Annotated in this window: 15 protein-coding genes; 5 read left to right on the forward strand and 10 right to left on the reverse strand. The window is 61.7% G+C overall.

Features of this window, described 5'->3' with window-relative positions; translation table 11 throughout:
- Positions 1 to 269: 269 nt before the first annotated feature.
- Complete coding sequence (locus RVY76_RS05305; protein WP_317376345.1) at positions 270 to 1,232, reverse strand: DMT family transporter; 963 nt, start codon at positions 1,230 to 1,232, stop codon at positions 270 to 272.
- A 111-nt stretch (positions 1,233 to 1,343) separates the two neighbouring features.
- Here RVY76_RS05305 and RVY76_RS05310 point away from each other — a divergent pair, with 111 nt between their 5' ends.
- A complete protein-coding gene (locus tag RVY76_RS05310) occupies positions 1,344 to 2,255 on the forward strand; it encodes a LysR substrate-binding domain-containing protein (RefSeq protein ID WP_317376346.1) in 912 nt (303 codons plus the stop codon).
- A gap of 134 nt (positions 2,256 to 2,389) precedes the next feature.
- On the opposite strand, the gene RVY76_RS05315 is transcribed toward RVY76_RS05310, so the two are convergent.
- Positions 2,390 to 2,914, reverse strand: a complete 525-nt coding sequence (locus RVY76_RS05315; RefSeq protein WP_317376347.1) for a DUF421 domain-containing protein — start codon at positions 2,912 to 2,914, stop codon at positions 2,390 to 2,392.
- Positions 2,915 to 3,107: 193 nt separating this feature from the next.
- A complete protein-coding gene (locus tag RVY76_RS05320) occupies positions 3,108 to 5,384 on the reverse strand; it encodes a CehA/McbA family metallohydrolase (RefSeq protein WP_317376348.1) in 2,277 nt (758 codons plus the stop codon).
- Positions 5,385 to 5,851: 467 nt separating this feature from the next.
- Between RVY76_RS05320 and RVY76_RS05325 the strand changes: the two genes are divergently transcribed.
- Both RVY76_RS05325 and RVY76_RS05330 read left to right on the forward strand, forming a co-directional pair.
- Positions 5,852 to 7,846 (forward strand): MFS transporter, encoded by a 1,995-nt coding sequence (locus tag RVY76_RS05325; RefSeq protein ID WP_317376349.1) that lies wholly within the window; start codon positions 5,852 to 5,854, stop codon positions 7,844 to 7,846.
- A 426-nt stretch (positions 7,847 to 8,272) separates the two neighbouring features.
- Entirely contained in the window at positions 8,273 to 8,704 is a 432-nt protein-coding gene (locus tag RVY76_RS05330; protein ID WP_317376350.1) for a hypothetical protein, read from the forward strand.
- Here the strand turns inward: RVY76_RS05330 and RVY76_RS05335 are convergent.
- From RVY76_RS05335 to RVY76_RS05365, 6 genes are all read right to left on the reverse strand, one after another.
- Positions 8,701 to 9,297, reverse strand: coding sequence for a nucleotidyltransferase family protein (locus tag RVY76_RS05335; RefSeq protein ID WP_317376351.1), 597 nt, complete (start codon positions 9,295 to 9,297; stop codon positions 8,701 to 8,703). The two genes, RVY76_RS05330 and RVY76_RS05335, sit on opposite strands and share 4 nt — an antisense overlap.
- Before the next feature lie 7 nt (positions 9,298 to 9,304).
- Entirely contained in the window at positions 9,305 to 10,597 is a 1,293-nt protein-coding gene (locus RVY76_RS05340) for a branched-chain amino acid ABC transporter permease (protein ID WP_317376352.1), read from the reverse strand.
- Entirely contained in the window at positions 10,594 to 11,604 is a 1,011-nt protein-coding gene (locus RVY76_RS05345; RefSeq protein WP_317376717.1) for a branched-chain amino acid ABC transporter permease, read from the reverse strand. Before RVY76_RS05345 ends, RVY76_RS05340 begins: the two co-directional genes overlap by 4 nt.
- Positions 11,605 to 11,680: 76 nt before the next feature.
- Entirely contained in the window at positions 11,681 to 12,424 is a 744-nt protein-coding gene (locus RVY76_RS05350) for an ABC transporter ATP-binding protein (RefSeq protein WP_317376718.1), read from the reverse strand.
- Positions 12,421 to 13,197, reverse strand: a complete 777-nt coding sequence (locus RVY76_RS05360; protein ID WP_410796011.1) for an ABC transporter ATP-binding protein — start codon at positions 13,195 to 13,197, stop codon at positions 12,421 to 12,423. Before RVY76_RS05360 ends, RVY76_RS05350 begins: the two co-directional genes overlap by 4 nt.
- 107 nt (positions 13,198 to 13,304) lie before the next feature.
- Positions 13,305 to 14,495: an ABC transporter substrate-binding protein gene (locus RVY76_RS05365; protein ID WP_317376353.1), complete on the reverse strand. Its 1,191-nt coding sequence runs from the start codon at positions 14,493 to 14,495 to the stop codon at positions 13,305 to 13,307.
- Positions 14,496 to 14,662: 167 nt separating this feature from the next.
- On the opposite strand from RVY76_RS05365, the gene RVY76_RS05370 reads away from it, so the two are divergent.
- Entirely contained in the window at positions 14,663 to 16,033 is a 1,371-nt protein-coding gene (locus tag RVY76_RS05370; protein WP_317376354.1) for a class II 3-deoxy-7-phosphoheptulonate synthase, read from the forward strand.
- 103 nt (positions 16,034 to 16,136) lie between these two features.
- Here the strand turns inward: RVY76_RS05370 and RVY76_RS05375 are convergent, their stop codons facing one another.
- Positions 16,137 to 16,823 (reverse strand): PAS domain-containing protein, encoded by a 687-nt coding sequence (locus RVY76_RS05375; RefSeq protein ID WP_317376355.1) that lies wholly within the window; start codon positions 16,821 to 16,823, stop codon positions 16,137 to 16,139.
- Between the two features lie 138 nt (positions 16,824 to 16,961).
- Here RVY76_RS05375 and RVY76_RS05380 point away from each other — a divergent pair, with 138 nt between their 5' ends.
- Positions 16,962 to 17,855, forward strand: a complete 894-nt coding sequence (locus tag RVY76_RS05380) for a YicC/YloC family endoribonuclease (protein WP_317376356.1) — start codon at positions 16,962 to 16,964, stop codon at positions 17,853 to 17,855.

The following is a 17,855-nucleotide window of genomic DNA, read 5'->3' on the forward strand; positions in this document are numbered from 1 at the left end:
CGCGGATCCTTTTCCTGGCCGGCCTCAAACGCGCCGGCTGCATCGATGCAAAGCCTAACCGCCCCCTCGTCCAGGTAAGAGTACAGAGTTTCTAGCCATTGGTTCGTCTCTCCCTATGGACACCCATCGTAGGCGGTCCGAAATCGCACTAAAGCGCGGCATTCATCATCGGATGCGATTGAAGGACCGAGTGTGATTTACCTCCCAGTCATGTTGCTTCTGGGATGACGCGGTTCTTGCTTGGACCGTCTGTCCGGCAATAGCTTTGATCAGCGAGTGAAATGCGATGTCGGGCGTCCGGCCGGAAGTCGCGGCGCGGCTTCACGAGTGTACCTAAAGCTCATGCTGAACTTCGATCTTTGCCTGACGCTCATGAGCGCCGCACCTCCCGCAATCAGCACCATTCCCAAGCCTTCTGTAACGGAAGGAACTTCCCCGAAGAAAAGGACGCCCCAAATCGCAGCAGCGCCGAGATAAGCGGTGTCGAAGACACCCACGACCGGTGTGGGAGCAAGCCGGTATGCCATCGCGACCGCAGTGGCGATGACGGCCAGCAGCGCTCCAAGGAGAATTACGAGACTCCAGTCTCCACGTGTGAGGCGTGGCCAAGTCGACAGGACGAAGCTTTCCGTGTCGGTGGGCTGGTGGAATGAAAGAACAAGCAAGCCCAGTCCGGAAACGACGCAAAGACAAATGTTGAGCGTGAACGCCATCGCCGACGGGCTGTCGGCTTGGCATTTGCTCCACGTGATGATGCCGGCCAAGGCATAGAATGCGGCGGCGGTCAGTGGAAGCAGCAGCACCGGGGTAACGCTGTCGGGCGACGGCGAAACCACAAGGAGCACCCCGGCAAGGGATAGCGCGATGGCGGACCATCCCCGCCCACCGATCTTCATCCCTAGCAGCACGCGGCTCAGCAACGCCATCCATGCCGGTGCGGTATAATAACATGCGGCGGCGAGCGCGAAGGACATGTAGGGCAGCGCGGAATAATAACTCAGCCACATCGCGCTTAGGCAAAGACTACGCGCCCAAACCCATCCGGGTCTAACCAGCCGAAGGCCGGACAGGCCGAACAAGGGCAGCAGCCATATTGCGAGCAATATCGCTGCCACGGCCGACCGCAGCAGGATCAACTGCGCCAGCCCGAAGCTGTCACCACTCAGCTTCACCAGCGCGTCCGAGAAAGACAAAAGCGAAACAGCCACGAGAACCGCGACGATCCCGGACATGGTTCCGCCGAGAGTTCGGCCTTGTTCTATCTTAGATGCCATGCGGGATGGAAAGCATGCGCGGACTGCCTCATAAAATGAGAATGGATCGTCCAAGCATGAAGGATTGGAATGCATCGCCGCCATCTGCCGCCGCTGTCGCGCCTTCCTGCTTTCGAGGCAGCCGCCCGGTACGAAAGTTTCACGGATGCTGCCGAAGAGCTGGGCCTGACGCAGACTGCCGTGACCAAGCAGATCGCCGCCCTGGAAGCCGATCTCGGGGTTCGGCTCTTCGAACGTCGTAACCGGGCGGTTTTCCTGACCGAGGCCGGGCGTGCCTTTGGACGGGTCATTGGTGGGGCGCTCGCCGACATCGCGACCGAGACGACGCGCTTGCGCGGTGGGCAGTCCGCCAAGGGACTGGTGCTGCATTGTCAGCTTTGCGAGGCCTTTTACTGGCTCATGCCGCGCCTCGCGGGCTTCCACGAACGCCATCCAGGCTTGGAAGTTCGTGTCGTCAGCGCCTTGGCACCGTTGACTGCGGCACCAGAGCCATTCGACGTGGCGATCCAAACGACCGGACGGGCTTCCGGTTCGGCACGTCTGATCTTCACCGCTTCGGACGAGGTTTTCCCTGTGGCCGCTCCCGGACTGATCCCGTCCGGTTCGCTTCCACTATCGCCCGGAAATTTGTCGAAGCACCCGCTACTTTCGCATGAGGTCCTGCCCCAGGACTGGATGGATTGGCCGGACTGGTTCGCAGCCATCGGGCACGCGATGCCCAAAGGTACCAAGACGACAGGATTCGACAGCTTCCCACTTGTGCTTCAGGCAGCGGTGGCGGGGCAGGGGATCGCGCTCGGGTGGCGCAACACGGTGAGCGGACTTGTCGCCGACGGCAAGCTCGTGCGGGTCTGCGACGAAGCGGTGTTCCGCCCGACGGAAATATCGGTTTTTCGCGGTGCCCGGCGAGGGAACCATGCGGCAACGGATGCCCTGATTTCATGGCTACGCGATGAACTGGCCGAGCGATTGCCGGAATGACACGGTCTTCGAACAGAATATGGGTCCCGCTTCGCCTTAATCTCTTCGTCGAGAAGAATGGTCGATCTCTCAAACGCTATCTGGCAAGGCGCGCCATATGTCGAAGATCCGGGATAAACCTCACCACGCTTGTCCTACGTCGAAAGGTTGCCCACCGCGACGCGGTCACTTGCCTTGTCGCCAATGCCAACCACCGAGAACGAACCATCCGCCTCGAGGATGATCGCGGAAATCGTGGATTGGTCCGTATAGCCCGAGGTCCGCATCACTGTGTCAAGCTCGTCACGGGTCACGCGGGCTGCATGCATCGCTTGCAACAGCGGCTCGCCATCCCGCAGCAAGAGCTGCGGTTCCGAACGTACCATCCTGGCGAAGCGTTGGCTCTTCACCGATAGCACCGCGACGAGGTATTGCAATCCGATCAATAGCAGCAAGGCCGTGATGCCTTCCGCAAGTGCGACGCCCTTGGACATCAGGATCGACGCAAGAACCGAACCGAGCGCGACGGTCACGATCAGATCGAACGCGTTCAGTTTCGACAAGGTGCGGTTGCCGGTAATTCTGAGGAATATCATGAGGGAGGCATAGGCGAGCGTACCTACGACTACTGTCCGTATGATCCCTTCCCAGCCTTGATAGAACATCTCCAGGAAATCCATCACGTGTCCTTGGGTGGGTGGTCCGGCTATCAACTGCTTTGGGGAGTTTCATCTCCGGCTCCGAACGGCGAGGCCGCCCATTACGATAGAACCAGTCATTGTGTATTGCCGCGACGATGATGCCTGAAGTCTGTTCTAAATAACATGCAGGGCCGCCTCTGGCGTTGCCGGTCGCAACGCCAGAGGCATGTTCTCAATCCGCGGGCAGGACGTCTGTTTCCGCGATCGGGCTCACCCAGATCGGATCCGAGAAGGCCATCTTTCCCTCGGCGTCCTCGACCGTGATCGCCACCCAATCATTGCCCTCGCTACGAGGCTCGGGCGTGATCGTGAACTCCGCGACACCTTCGATTGGGCTCCCGTCGAAGGACTGACTTGCAATCTCTCCGTCCGGTCCGACGAGTGTCGCGTTGGTCAAACCATTCACGGCTGTCAGGTCGAAGGACAGCGCCTTCTCTTCGCCCGGTGCGACACGTAGCGCGGTGCCGAACATCACCGAAGGTTCGATCAGAGGTCCGCGTGTTACGTACGCATTTCCGTTCTTGAGGCGCGCGACAAAGCCATCGGTGCTCAGTCCACCGGGCACATGGGCATAGGCACGGGCCGAACCGGTATCGTCATTCCAGACGTCATGCGCATCGGATCCGGCGGAGAGGAAGATCCTCTGGCCTTCAGTCCAAAGCTGACCCGCGCGTTCGAATACCCTAGCGTCGTCGTCCGGACCGTTCATCTCCAGAAGGTCGAAATCGGCAGCAAAGCCGCCCGGGACTGTTCCGGCCTCGAGGCTCGCAAGGTAGCCGTAGGGGATGAACGGGTGGTTGGACTGAATCGCCTCCGCCCCCATGCGGCGCGCCTCGGCGAGCACTTCGGCCGCGGTCGCGGTAGATGTATCGATCTCAAGCGGTATGCCAAGGTCGAGCGGGTAGGCATTGAAATGCCCCCAGGACGAGGAGAACTCGATCGAGGGGACGAACGGAACGTCGCGGCTTTCCGCGATCCCGGCCAGTTCCTCGTGATTGATGGTGGAGTCGTGGTCACTCACGAAGATCAGATCGAGCCCTGCGGCAAGCTCGCTGCGTGCAAGGTATTCCGGCGGGGTCGTCCCTTCGAGCTGATCGGCATGGTGATGCATGTCCGAGGCGAACCACTCATCATCGAACGGACGCGCCAGAAGCTCGATCAAAACGTCGACGTTCTGCGTCTCGTCTGACGTCATCGTCACATCGACTTCCTTGCCCTTGCTGAGGAAACCTGCGCCGTGCCCGACAGTGAAGACATAATCGCCGGGTGCCAGCGCGACGGTGGCGTCGCCCGTCTCGTCGAGTTCGGTGAAGAAGGTCCGACGACCAAGGAACTCGACGATCGGTGCCTGACCTTCGGTGATGGAGATGCGGGCATCGAGAGGCGCACCCTCTTCGTCCGTCACGGCGAAGTTCAGCGTGCCGGGGGCTTCGAGACTGTCGAAGTCGAGCGATTTGCTGTCACCGGCCACCACCGTCACGGACTGCGGCTCCGATTGCGAGTATCCCTCGGCGGTGGCGTAGACGCTATACTCTCCTGCCGGCAGGTCGATCTCGTAACTTCCATCCGGCGTCAACGTCCACGCATAGGGGGTATCTTCTCGCTCGACCACCAGCACAGAATCTTCGACAGGGCTGCCGTCGCTCGAGATGTCACCCGACAGCGAGCCTCCTGCGCCGTCGCCGCGCTCGATCTCTGCGCCAACCACGGGGGCGAGATCGCCGCTGCCACCCACCTGGAGCCATCCCTCGAAGCTGCGGCTCTCGCCTGGGGCTAGGTCATGTTCGAGGTAGAGGTCCTTTGTGTCGTAATCCACGCGGTCGAAATAAGGCGCGTGAAGCGCGATCGACCAGTCCGCATCATAGGCGACGACCCGGTCCGAAAGTGCTCCATCAGCCGAATTATCTTCCGCGTCCTGAAGTCCCGGAACCGCGAACAAATATCCGCTGTCCGGCCAGAGCGTGAAGCCCGAGAGCAGCCCCTCAAGCGGTGCATCGCCGGTATTCACCATTTCGGTCACAAGGTGGATGCGGTCCGACCCGTCTTCCAGCGTATAGGTCGTGACAAGGTCGGCTTCCCCGAAATCCCGGGTGATGCGGATGACCGCCTTTTCGGGCGTATCGGTTACGATCTCGACCTCGCGGCCGGTGTTGGGCCAGGCGGACCAGTTGTTCGGGATGAAGTCCGCGAACGCGATCCTGTCGAGATCGATCTCGCTGTCCTTGACCGCGGCGAGGTCGACGATGGCACCACGCGGGACACCCCACGGGGCTTGTGACTCGACCGCGAGGGTGAAGGCCAACTGATCGTTGCGGACCGTGATGTCGCCCTCGGCCACGGCCTCTCCGTCCGGGATGGGCGTAGGACCGGTCTCGATCGACACCTCGGCGAGTGCCGGCGACACTGCTCCGAGGGCACTTCCGAGCAAGAGGAGAGAGCGAAGGGTCATTCGGTTTCCTTTTCATCGTTTCGAGTCGGTGCCTGCGCGCCACTTGCGACGCATCCATCCACGGCCCGGAGAAGGGGCCATGGCTGATCGACTGGGAATGGACGTATTGCGAGGTGCGTGCAGAAGTCAAACCTGAGGCATCATCTCTTCCGGCCGAAGCCAAGTATATCTCAGCTTCGCCGATTGGGATATTCCCTCAAATCCAACCGCATACGTCCTGACTGATGGCGGCAGAACGACTTGAGAATGCAACCGGGTCGATGTGACGATCTGAGAGAGCCGAGCCGGATCACAGGGTCAAGATATTCTGCTCTCCGGTCAACCTGTCGCAACTCCGGTCGACTGCATGGGATCGGATCTCTCGCCGAACTGGTGACATCCATGAATGTGCGGCAGGGAGAACACCATTGCCATGCCGACCAGCGTATTAGATTCGAGCGAACCAGACCTTGCATCCGAGTCGACCCATGAGTGACGCGTCCACAGATCTTGCCCCGGAACAAGAGGTGCGCGTCGTCATCGGAGCGCTCATGTTGGTGATGCTCCTCTCGTCACTCTCTCAGACGATCGTCTCGACCGCATTGCCGACGATCGTCGGAGAGTTGGGCGGGCTTGAGTACCTTGCCTGGATCGTCACTGCCTACATGCTGGCGATGACCGTGGTAACGCCGATCTACGGAAAGCTGGGCGACATGCTCGGGCGCAAGCGCGTACTGCAGGCAGCCATCATCTTGTTCCTTGCCGGATCGGCGCTCTGCGGCTTCGCCCAATCCACCACGCACCTCATCATCTTCCGCGCCATCCAAGGCTTGGGTGGGGGTGGGCTGATCGTCAGCGCGATGGCGGCGGTCGGCGATGTCGTCAGCCCTCGCGAGAGGGGGCGCTACCAGGGTTATTTCGGCGCGGTATTCGGCGTCTCCACTGTCACCGGTCCGCTGATCGGCGGCTACATAGTCGAACATCTGAGCTGGCGATGGATCTTCTACGTCAATCTTCCCGTCGGCCTTGTCGGCCTAGCAGTCATCGCATGGGCTTTCGCGCCACCCCCCAAGCGGGAGCCACGACCGATGGACTGGACCGGAGCGGCATTGCTGGCCATTGGGCTGACGGCACTGGTGCTGTCGACCAGCCTTGGGGGCAACACGCTGCCATGGACCTCGCCGGTCATCCTCGGGCTCGCGGCCCTGACGATCCTGTCCCTCGGCGCGCTCGTCTGGGCCGAGAGACGCGCCGCCGAGCCGATCCTGCCGCCAGCGCTTTTCAGAAACCAGACGTTCCTCGTCTCATCGGCGGTCGGGTTCATCGTCGGTCTCGCGATGTTCGCTGCGGTAACCTACATGCCCGTCTATCTGCAGATCGTTCAGGGGATCAGCCCGTCGCGCGCCGGACTTGCGCTGACCCCGTTGATGGGCGGTTTGTTCCTGACCTCGATCGTGTCGGGCCGGATCATCAGCCGGATCGGACGGTATCGCACTTTTCCGATCGTCGGCACGGCGCTCATGGCCGTAGGACTGGGACTGATGTCGTTTCTCGGCCCGCAGACCAGCCTGCTTCTGGCACTCGGTGCGATGTCGGTGTTGGGACTCGGGCTTGGCCTCGTGATGCAGGTGCTCGTTCTTGCCGTCCAGAATGCGGTGGACTACCGCAATCTCGGCGTTGCCACCTCCGGCGCGACGTTGTTCCGGTCGATCGGCGGTGCCCTGGGTGTTTCGGGTGCCGGGGCGATATTCTCCGCCGGCCTGGCGACACGCCTGTCGGCCACATTACCCTCGGGAACTTCGGTCGCCACGACCCCGGGGGCCATCAACGCGCTGCCCGGTCCCACGCGCGATCTTTATCACGCCGCTTATGCCGGGGCGCTCCATCCCGTCTTCGTGACGGCAGCCGCGCTTGCCGTGCTTGCCTTTGCTTTGACCTGGGCAATGCGGGACATACCGCTGCGCGAGACGGTGGGATCGGCTCCGGTCAGTCCCGATATAGCCGACAGTTTCGCCATGCCACGCAATGCCAGCTCGCTTGAAGAGCTTCGGCGCATCGTTGCAATCGCTTCGAGCGAACCCAACAGAAGCGAAGCGCTCAATCGCATCCTGACGAGCCTCGAAGTGGATCTGTCGCCCGAAGAGGCCTGGCTTTTGCTGCAGATCGCCCGCGCGGAGGGAACTCTGCCCCTCGATCGTCTGGGCGGGGCTTCCGCCTCGCAGGCCAGCCCCGTCGCAGAGCGTTTGCTGGCACGTGATCTGTTGCAGCGTGACCCCGGAGGATCGTTCTGTACCACGGCGGCGGGGCGCACCTTGTTCGAGCGCATGGCGCAACGCTATCGTACGCGGCTCGCTGAGTTGGTTGCCCGCTGGAACCCTGAAAACCACGCCGAAGTACGGCAGATGCTGACGGATTTTTCTCGCGAATTGATAGCGACAATGCCGAATGACCAGAACGCACAAACCCCGCCGGCCCGGTCGTGAAGGCGACAAACAGGGGCGTTTCTGAACCGTTCCGCCACCGAAATCTTGAACCGAGCGGTGGATTGACGCGCCAAGCCGTAGGTTAGTTTCCATACGTACCTCCGCTAATCGAAGGTACGTATGGAAACTGCTACTAGTGCCCCGACTTTGGACAGACTTGCGCCTTGGCAGCTCGTGGAGGCAACGTCGCGTTGAAGCCGACGGTCCGCGCCCTCGTGTCAGGCAAACGTCTTTTCTCGATAACGCCACGGCTCGAAACTAAAATTCTAGCACGAGGCACCGGGATCAGCACTTGGCGCAAACGCTCCGTTATCTGAAAATTCCTGTGGCAGATCCGCACGTCCGGTTAGGCACCATGCGCGTGGTCACTGGACGCGAGCCGTGCCGCGAGGCAGATTGCTTTTAACCTTTTTCCGGAGCGCGCGAATGTTTCACCCGACCCCCTGGCATTTCTGGCCCGTCGTGACCGTCGCCTTCGTCTGGCACCTCATCGGGGTCATCGATTATACAGCCACGCAGCTCAGTTTCGACTTCTGGATGGCGATGGTAACCGACAGGCAGGAAACCTTCATCGAAACGATGCCCGACTGGATCGACGGGGCCTGGGCGTTCGGGGTCTGGTTCGGATTGCTCGGCGTACTTCTGATGGCTTTTCGTGTAGCCTTTGCACCGCTCATCTTGGGTCTAAGCTTCATTTCGATCCTGGTTCTCGTGATCTGGCTCTTGTTCTTCGCGACGCCCTCACTGGTAAGCGTGTCGGGACCGGTCGGAATTTCCGTGATCGTGCTCTCGGCCCTGATCTCGCTACTTATCTGGCTTTATGCCCGTGCGATGCACAAGGAACGCGTTATCAACTAATCGAGCCCGTCCCGCGATTCTCGTGCTGTGCGCCACGCCGTCCAGTCCTCCGGCGTGTCGAGGTCGGTGATGGCTCGTTCGCCGGGCAGGGGGACGGGAATGACGTCCTCGCGTCGCAGCAGGCTGCGCGCACCCTTGTCGCCCGTCAGGGTCGCGAACCGGGCAACGAGGCGTGCAGGAAACAGGACCGGCTGACCCCAACGGCCATCGTCACTGGTGGCGCGGTGAACTCGATCGGGATCGCCCAAGAAGCTGCGGTGAATGTGTTTCAGATCGGTGTTCTCGATATCAGGCATGTCACCCAGCATGCAAAGTACCGGTCGATTGAGAACAGATCGGCCGATTGCCCGAAAGGATGCCGACATACCCGTCGCTGCATCGGGAACGGGAACCCTTTTCACCTGCAGACCTGAGAGGGCCGAATGACGCGGGCCGGCCTCGGGCAGCGTCACCATCACCGGTAGCCCGACCTCAAGCGCGCGGATCGCGAGAGATCTCAGCAGGGGGATCCCGTTGACCTGTTCGAGCAGTTTGTCGCCACCCCGCATACGTGACGAACTGCCCGCAGCGAGAATCGCGATCGTCGGATCCATGGCCTCCCTACCGTTCAGGTATCAGCCCACGCGGGGAGAAGCGAAGGACCAGCAAGAGCAGGATTCCCATTGTGAAGAGCCTCATATGCGCCGCGGAGGCCAGAAGATGCGCCCGCAGCGGGCTGGCCGGATCAAGCCCGTCGCTTATCGTCTGCATGAACCAGAGGCCGAGCGGTTCGACCTGCACCCAGAGGAACCAGATCAGGAACCCGCCGAGGATTGCGCCGTAATTGTTGCCCGATCCGCCAACAATGACCATTACCCAGACCAAGAAGGTGAAACGCAACGGCTGATAGCTCGATGGAGTAAGCTGCCCGTCGAGTGTCGTCATCATCGCCCCGGCAAGGCCGCAAATGGCTGAGCCAAGAACGAAAACCTGAAGGTGACGTGCCTTGACGTTCTTGCCCATCGCCTCCGCCGCAACCTCGTTGTCGCGAATGGCACGCATCATCCGGCCCCAGGGCGAGGCCAGTGCGGATTGCGACAACCATAGGATCAGCAGCAGGATCACTGCAAACAGACCGGTATAGGCGAGCTTCACGGCGAGGGTCGAAGCCACGACAGGATCGAGGCCTACTCCCGCGGCTCGTTCGACGAATGCGGGGCTCTGTTGAAGATCGACCTCATAGGGAACTGGGCGCGGCAAGCCGATGACGTTCTTGACGCCGCGAGCGAGCCAATCCTCGTTCCGCAGGACCGAGATGATGATCTCGGCAATCCCCAGTGTCGCGATGGCAAGATAGTCGGATCTGAGCCCAAGCGCGGTCTTGCCGATGGCCCAGGCGGCTACGGCAGCAAGGACCGCGCCAACCGGCCAGGCGATCAGGATGGGCAGGCCCAGGCCACCGAGATAGCCTTGCGTCGCCGCGTTGACCGCCTCAATTGCCTGAACCGCAGGATCGAAAACGCCTCGATAGATGAAGAATCCTGCAATAAGGACGCCGAGGAGGACGAGCGCACGCAGACGACCGGCAGGGAGCCGACGCCAGAGGATCACCGCAGCCGCGATCACGCCAAGACCGATGGCCAGCCCGCCGAGGACTCGCGGGCCGCCTGCTTCCCAAGCCGCGCCGACCGGCGGCTGGCCGATCAGGACTGCGGCAAGACCCCCGAGTGCCACGAAACCCATGATGCCCACATTGAAGAGGCCGGCAAACCCCCACTGCAGGTTCACCCCGAGCGCCATGATGGCACTCACCAGCCCCATGTTGACGATGCCCAGCGCGACGTTCCAACTCTGCGTGAACCCTGTCAGCACGATCAACGCGATGACGAGAGCAAAAAGGCCCGCGGCTCTCATACGGATTTCCCCCTGAAGAGCCCGGTCGGGCGGAACAGCAGAACGATGACCAGGATCGCGAAGCTGACTGCGAACTTGTAATCTGTGCTCAGGAGCTGGACGAGGCCTTGCGGTTCGAGTGTGGCGGGCAGCCAGTATTCCAGAACCTTCTTCCATGCATATGTGATCGTCACCTCGGAAAAGGCTACGACGAAGCCTCCGACGATGGCACCCAACGGGCTTCCCAGACCGCCGACGATCGCTGAGGCAAAGATCGGCAGCAATAGCTGAAAATAGGTGAAGGGTTTGAAAGACTTGTCCAGACCATAAAGGACTCCGGCCACGGTCGCGAGCGCGGCGACGATGATCCATGTAATGGCGACCACTCGCTCGGGATTGATACCGGAGAGCAGCGCCAGATCCTCGTTGTCGGAAAAGGCCCGCATTGATTTTCCGGTTCGCGTGCGGTTCAGGAACCAGAAAAGGACCATCACTACGATCACCGCCGTCACGATCGTCATCGCCTGGGACGACCGGATCGCGAGCCCTTCGTCGAGGCCGGTGAGGTCCCGGAAATCGCGTGCGGAGATGAGGAAGCGCGCCCCGTCGGCGAAGTTCTGATCGTCCGGCCCGATGACGAAACGGACGATCCCGTTATAGACGAACATCACGCCCATCGACACGATAACAAGGATCACCGGGGAAACCTTCTGTCGCCGATAGAAGCGATAAATCGTTCTGTCTGTCGCGATCACGAGAGCTGCCGCGATGGCAATGCCGAAGGGCAGGGCGAGCAGCGCCGTCGGCAATCCCCATAGATGCAACCCGAGCGCCTGAAACCCCCATGTCACGAGAATCGTCGCCATCGCTCCGAACGCCATGGTGTCACCGTGGGCAAAATTCGAGAACCGAAGAATCCCGTATATCAGCGTCACGCCCAGCGCGCCGAGCGCGAGTTGCGCACCATAGGCCGTCGCGGGGATCACGACGAAGTTCAGAAGGGTCACCAGACCGTTCAGGAAATCCAGCATCTCACCTCTCGCGCCCCGTCCGCGCCTCTTTGCTTTTCCAAACACGCAGCCCACATCTTGTCCGGCATTGCGATCACCCCCCGAGGAACGACCGACGCACGTCGTCGTTCTCCAGAAGTTCACGCCCCGTGCCGGTAAAGGCGTTTGCTCCTTGGACGAGGACGTATCCGCGATGGGCGATCGCAAGCGCCTGCCGCGCGTTCTGTTCGACCATCAGGATCGAGATGCCGGTCCGCGCCACCTCGATGATCCGGTCGAAAAGTTCATCCATCACGATAGGACTGACGCCGGCCGTCGGTTCGTCGAGCATGAGAAGTCGCGGCTCCGTCATCAGAGCTCTGCCAACGGCGACCTGCTGCCTCTGTCCCCCCGACAACTCGCCCGCGGGCTGCCGCCGCTTGTCTTTCAGGATCGGAAAAAGTTCATAAACCTGTTCGATGGTCGGGCGGATGTCGTCGCGCCTGAGAAACGCCCCCATCTCGAGGTTTTCTTCCACGCTCATCGAGGTGAAGACGTTTGAGGTCTGCGGAACGAAGGCCATGCCCTTTGCCACGCGCTCCTGCGGTTTGAGCTGCGTGATATCCTCCCCGCCAAGCCTGACGGACCCTTTTCGCAGGTTCAACATTCCGAAGACCGCCTTCATCGCGGTCGACTTGCCTGCGCCGTTCGGCCCGACGATCACCGAAATCTCACCATCGCGCGCGGAGATCGTGCAATCGTTCAGGATGTCCGCACCGCCATAGCCGCCCGTCATTCCCTCTCCTATGAGGAAAGGTTCGCCTGCGGTATCATCCGTCGATGTTGCGGCGGTACTCATGCAGGCACCGCGTTCTTCAGGCCGGTTCCGAGATAGGCTTCGATCACGGCTTCGTTACTCTTGATCTCGTCGACCGTACCCTGGGCAAGCACGCGGCCCTCGGCCATGACGATTACGGGGTCGCAAAGACGGCCGATGAAATCCATGTCATGTTCGATCATGCAGAAGGTATATCCCCGCTCGCGGTTGAGCCTTAGGATTGCATCACCCACGGTATTCAGGAGGGTTCGGTTCACGCCCGCGCCGACCTCGTCCAAAAAGACGATCTTCGCATCAACCATCATGGTCCGCCCGAGTTCGAGCAGCTTTTTCTGGCCACCGGACAGGTTGCCGGCTTTCTCGTGCTTGAGGTGATCGATCGTCAGAAACTCCAGGACCTCGTCCGCCTTGCGGGCAAGCGCCTGCTCTTCCTCGCGGATGCGACCCCGGCGGAACCATGTCGAGGCAAGGGTTTCTCCGGTCTGGCGGGGCGGGACCATCATCAGGTTCTCCCGCACGCTCATCGATCCGAATTCGTGTGCGATCTGGAAGGTCCTCAGAAGTCCCTTGTGAAAGAGCGCATGCGGCGGAAGCCCGGTGATATCTTCACCTGCCATCGTGACGCTTCCCGAAGTCGGGGGCAGGACACCTGCGATCACGTTGAATAGCGTAGTCTTTCCCGCGCCGTTCGGGCCGACCAGCCCTGTCACGGAACCCTCCCGAATTTCGAGAGTTGCGCCATCGACAGCATGGAAACCGCCGAAATGCTTATGGACGTCGCGTACGACGATCATAATCCCATCTCCCTCGTGGGGCCGATTTGTCCCGATCGGTATTTCGGCCCATCACGTCCGGGCCCGGCGCGATCACGCGCCGGGCCTCGTCGTTTCGGGCCTTCGGATCAGCGAATGGCAACCTGCGAGAAGGTGCCGTCCTCGATATCGTATTCAAGATAGGTACCGGCCGCCTCGCCCGATCCGATCAGTTCGACATTCGTCGCGCCGACGTAATCGATCTCACCGCCTTCCTGCAGGATCTCGATTGCGCGACCGAGTTCACCGGGCAGGATCTGCTCGCCGGGCTCGTTGGCAACGTCCATCACCGACATCTTGTATTCGTTCGGATCGGTCGATCCCGCTGCCTGCATCGCAAGCGCGATGAGCGCTGCGGCATCATAGCTTTCGCGGGTATAGGAGGTTGCGGCGTCGAAGCCGGCGGCTTCGGTCAGTCCCGCGAACGCTTCGGAACCTTCCCCTTCGGACCAGGGCACGGCGCCGAACGAGCCGTTCATGTCATCGCCGATCGTGTCGATGAGGGCCTGCGCATACATGCCGTCACCCATCGCGAACGTGTCGAACGCTCCGGAATCGAGCGCACCGCGGATGATCCCGAGACCACCCTGGTCTGCGTAACCCAGAACGACCAGAGCGTCGCCACCGGCCGATGCAAGCGCGCCGACTTCGGCGGAGTAATCTCCGCGTCCGTCCTCGTGCGACGCGTTGAGCGTCACGGTGCCGCCCGTTTCCTCGAAGGATGAGATGAAACTGTCGCTCAGGCCCTGACCGTAATCGTTGTTGGTATAGGTGACGGCGACCTCTTCGATGCCGCGATCCATGAGGATGTTGGCGAGCACCTCACCCTGACGCGCGTCGGAGGGGGCCGTACGGAAGAAGAAGTCGTTGTCTTCGGCTTCGGACAGGCCCGGGGAGGTCGCTGAGGGAGAGATCATGACCATGCCATTGGGAACCGCGACATTCGCGAGGATCGCAGCGGTGACGCCAGAGCAATCCGCACCCATGATGCCCGAGATGCCTTCCGAGGTAATGAGGCGTTCGGCCGCGGCGGTCGCGGCGGAGGCGTCGATGCAGGTGCTGTCGGCGGTCACCGCTTCGAGCATGCGGCCGTCGAGAATGCCGCCAGCCTCGTTGATCTCGGAGATGGCGAGCTGTGCCGAGGAAGACATGTTCGGCGTGATCGACTCGATCGGGCCGGTGAAGCCCAGGATGATCCCGATCCCGATCGGATCCTCTTGCGCGGTGGCTCCACCTGCCACGAGCGCGGTCGCGGCGGAGGCCATGAGAAGCTTCTTCATCTGCGGAACTCCCTGACGTTTACGTTTGTGAACCGCTCTCTGGCAGGACGCGTCCCGTTTTGCAATCTCGCCGTAGGGGCAGGTTAGAGAGCCAGCCAATCGTTTTCGCGGTTTGCAAGGGGCCTGTGATCGCTATAAACCGCCTGTCGATATGAATGGAGGACCGCATGGCCGACTGGCAGAAATCGTCCTGGCGCGCGCGCCCGCGCATCCAGATGCCGGATTATACCGACGCCGCCGCGCTCGGCGCAGTCGAGAGCCGTCTCTCGCGGTTTCCCCCGCTCGTCTTCGCGGGCGAGGCGCGGACGCTGAAATCGGAACTCGCCGCCGTGTCGCGCGGAGAGGCGTTCCTCTTGCAGGGTGGCGATTGCGCTGAGAGCTTCGCGGAATTCTCGGCCGATACGATCCGCGACACCTTCAAGGTGATGCTGCAAATGGCGATGGTCCTGACCTATGGGGCCAAAGTTCCGACCGTGAAGGTCGGGCGCATGGCCGGTCAATTCGCCAAGCCCCGAAGCAGCGCGACCGAGACAATCGGCGATCGCGAGCTTCCGTCCTATCGTGGCGACATCATCAACGGGTTCGAGTTCACGCCCGAAGCGCGGATCCCGGATCCGAACCGCATGCTCGAAGCCTACACCCAGGCGGCCGCGACCCTGAACCTTCTAAGGGCGTTTTCCAAGGGGGGCTTCGCCGACGTGCACCGGGTGCACGCATGGACGCTCGGCTTCACGGACGCGGATGAGGCCGGAAAGTATCGCGACATCGCCAACCGCATTCAGGATACGCTCGACTTTATCACGGCGGCCGGCATCACGGCCGATCGCAATGCCGAGCTTTCGACCGTCGACTTCTATACCTCGCACGAGGCTCTGCTGCTCGAATACGAAGAGGCTCTGTCGCGGGTCGACTCTCTCACCGGGCAGAACATCGCGGGGTCGGGCCACCTGATCTGGATCGGCGATCGCACGCGACAGCCCGATGGCGCGCATGTCGAATTCTGCCGTGGCGTGGCCAATCCGATCGGTGTCAAATGCGGTCCCTCGATGACCCCGTCGGAACTGAAGCAACTCATCGAGATCCTGAACCCCGGCAATGAGGCGGGGCGCCTCACGCTCATCGCGCGGTTCGGTGCAGGAACCGTGGGGGACCACCTTCCCGCACTTGTTCAGGCGGTGCGCGAGGAAGGCGCGAACGTCGTGTGGTCTTGTGATCCGATGCACGGCAACACGATCAAGTCCGCTTCCGGCTACAAGACGAGGCCGTTCGAGTCGGTTTTGCGTGAAGTCCAGGAGTTCTTTGCGGTCCACAATTCGGAAGGTACGATTCCGGGCGGCGTCCATTTCGAGATGACCGGCAAGGACGTGACCGAATGCACCGGCGGTGTCCGCGCGGTCAGCGACGAGGATCTCTCCGATCGGTATCACACCGCTTGCGATCCGCGGCTGAATGCCAGCCAGGCGCTGGAGTTGGCTTTCCTGGTGGCCGAGGAACTGAGAAATCGCGGCATGGCGTCCACGCGCGCCGCGGTCGTCTGATCCGACGAAGGTAAAAGGGCGCGGTCGATGCCGCGCCCTTTCCACTCTTTAAACTGACACTCGTCGAAGCGACCGGCCGTGACGACACTCGTCCTGTCGATCGTTACTCTCGTTCGATCGACGAAACGATCCGCAGAGACGCGCGACGTTCATCGATCGAACGAAGATTCGCGCGTGCCCTGTCGGCGGTTGCAAATGCATCATCGTCCGAGATTGCGGCACTTTGATGGCCATCCGATGTCGTTCCGAAAAGTTTGCGAAGGTCCTCGCTCACGATATCGAACCGCTGCGGCGCACGGGCAGGGCGCGCAGACGATGCGATCGCGCCGACGGCGCGGCTGACCTGTCCGAACCGGTCGCGCAGCGGCAGGAAGAGCATTTGCGCAGTGGGTTTGGCCCGGAGACCCTGTCGCTGACCTTCCAGGCCGAGGACGAGGCGCACTGGATCGTCGAAGACGGCGCGCAGAGCCGCGTTCAGCGGGTCACGCGCCTCGGGAGTGAAAGCTGACGACAGCGGCATACCCCGCATTTCGATTCCCATGATATCGGTTACGGCCTGTCCCGCGATGCGAAACCGTGCCAGGCCCGGAGCGATACGTTCCAGAAGAAAGATACGGTCGAGCACCCCGTCGAGCCCTCGTGGATCCACCTCGTCACGGAACGGCATGTCCCGCGTTCCGGCAAGCGCGCTCCAGTAGGTTTCGAGCTGCGCGAAGGCAGGGTCGTATGCCTGGGCAGCCCGGCGGGCACCCAGCGACACGATCCTGTCGTCGTCATTCGATCCGAACATCGTCACCTTTCCCCGTCCCCGCGTTGTGGCGGGATCTCACGTCTGATAATGCGTTCAGACCATCTGCTTTCCCGCCATCGGTCATACAATGGCCGTGCAAGAAAATCCGTCTCAATTTTAGACAAAGGTTAATGGTCCATGGTCCAATCTATGACGGCCTATGCATCCGGCACGGGTGGTGCGGACGCCTGGGCCTGGTCGTGGGAGCTTCGAAGCGTCAATTCCCGTGGTCTTGATCTCAGGCTGCGCGTTCCGGAGTGGATTGACGGCCTCGAGCCGGGCTTGCGCACGCGTTTGCGCGACGCCGCAGCGCGCGGAGCGATCACGGTGTCGCTTCGCCTTGGCCGTGCTGACGAAGGACGTGGGGAGGCGGATTCCGATGCTGTCGAGATCGCCCTGCGCCGGATCGCGACCGTTCATGCCCGGGCGGCCCAGCAGGGAATGACGCTTGCGCCGAGCACCGCGACTGATGTCCTGACGCTCGCAGCGGGAGAGAGCAGGGGGCATGCCGGCCCCGAGGAAATCGCGACACTCCGCAACACGCTTCTGGCGCAGTTCGAGGCCGAGATCCTCGCGCCGTTCCTCGAAATGAGACAGGCGGAAGGCCGCGCGCTTGGCTCGATACTCTTGCAGCATGTCGATGATATCTCGCGGCTCGTCGATACCGCTGCCGAACTGGCCGAGGCGCGGCTTCCCAAGATGCAGGCGGGTCTCGAGGCTGCACTTTCGCGCGTGGCCGGAAACGCAGAGGGAGCGGACCCGACGCGCGTCGCTCAGGAGCTTGCCATGGTGGCCGTCCGCGCCGATGTCACGGAAGAAATCGACCGCCTGCGTACCCATGTTGTGGCGGCACGCGACCACCTTGCCGACCATGGTCCGATCGGACGAAAACTCGACTTCCTCGCGCAGGAATTCAATCGCGAGGCAAACACGCTCTGCGCCAAGGCTCAGGACACCGATCTCGGGGCGACCGGCCTCGCCCTCAAGGCGGTGATCGACCAGATGCGCGAGCAGATCCAGAACGTGGAATGA

The organism is Palleronia sp. LCG004, from assembly GCF_032931615.1.
Classification (GTDB): Bacteria; Pseudomonadota; Alphaproteobacteria; order Rhodobacterales; family Rhodobacteraceae; genus Palleronia.

What these genes read in the sequence shown, in the direction of transcription:
- RVY76_RS05305 (WP_317376345.1), bottom strand. Translation starts at nt 1,232, where the DNA reads ATGTCCGGGATCGTCGCGGTTCTCGTGGCTGTTTCGCTTTTGTCTTTC.
- RVY76_RS05310 (WP_317376346.1), top strand. Translation starts at nt 1,344, where the DNA reads ATGCATCGCCGCCATCTGCCGCCGCTGTCGCGCCTTCCTGCTTTCGAG.
- RVY76_RS05315 (WP_317376347.1), bottom strand. Translation starts at nt 2,914, where the DNA reads ATGGATTTCCTGGAGATGTTCTATCAAGGCTGGGAAGGGATCATACGG.
- RVY76_RS05320 (WP_317376348.1), bottom strand. Translation starts at nt 5,384, where the DNA reads ATGACCCTTCGCTCTCTCCTCTTGCTCGGAAGTGCCCTCGGAGCAGTG.
- RVY76_RS05325 (WP_317376349.1), top strand. Translation starts at nt 5,852, where the DNA reads ATGAGTGACGCGTCCACAGATCTTGCCCCGGAACAAGAGGTGCGCGTC.
- RVY76_RS05330 (WP_317376350.1), top strand. Translation starts at nt 8,273, where the DNA reads ATGTTTCACCCGACCCCCTGGCATTTCTGGCCCGTCGTGACCGTCGCC.
- RVY76_RS05335 (WP_317376351.1), bottom strand. Translation starts at nt 9,297, where the DNA reads ATGGATCCGACGATCGCGATTCTCGCTGCGGGCAGTTCGTCACGTATG.
- RVY76_RS05340 (WP_317376352.1), bottom strand. Translation starts at nt 10,597, where the DNA reads ATGAGAGCCGCGGGCCTTTTTGCTCTCGTCATCGCGTTGATCGTGCTG.
- RVY76_RS05350 (WP_317376718.1), bottom strand. Translation starts at nt 12,424, where the DNA reads ATGAGTACCGCCGCAACATCGACGGATGATACCGCAGGCGAACCTTTC.
- RVY76_RS05360 (WP_410796011.1), bottom strand. Translation starts at nt 13,197, where the DNA reads ATGATCGTCGTACGCGACGTCCATAAGCATTTCGGCGGTTTCCATGCT.
- RVY76_RS05365 (WP_317376353.1), bottom strand. Translation starts at nt 14,495, where the DNA reads ATGAAGAAGCTTCTCATGGCCTCCGCCGCGACCGCGCTCGTGGCAGGT.
- RVY76_RS05370 (WP_317376354.1), top strand. Translation starts at nt 14,663, where the DNA reads ATGGCCGACTGGCAGAAATCGTCCTGGCGCGCGCGCCCGCGCATCCAG.
- RVY76_RS05375 (WP_317376355.1), bottom strand. Translation starts at nt 16,823, where the DNA reads ATGTTCGGATCGAATGACGACGACAGGATCGTGTCGCTGGGTGCCCGC.
- RVY76_RS05380 (WP_317376356.1), top strand. Translation starts at nt 16,962, where the DNA reads ATGGTCCAATCTATGACGGCCTATGCATCCGGCACGGGTGGTGCGGAC.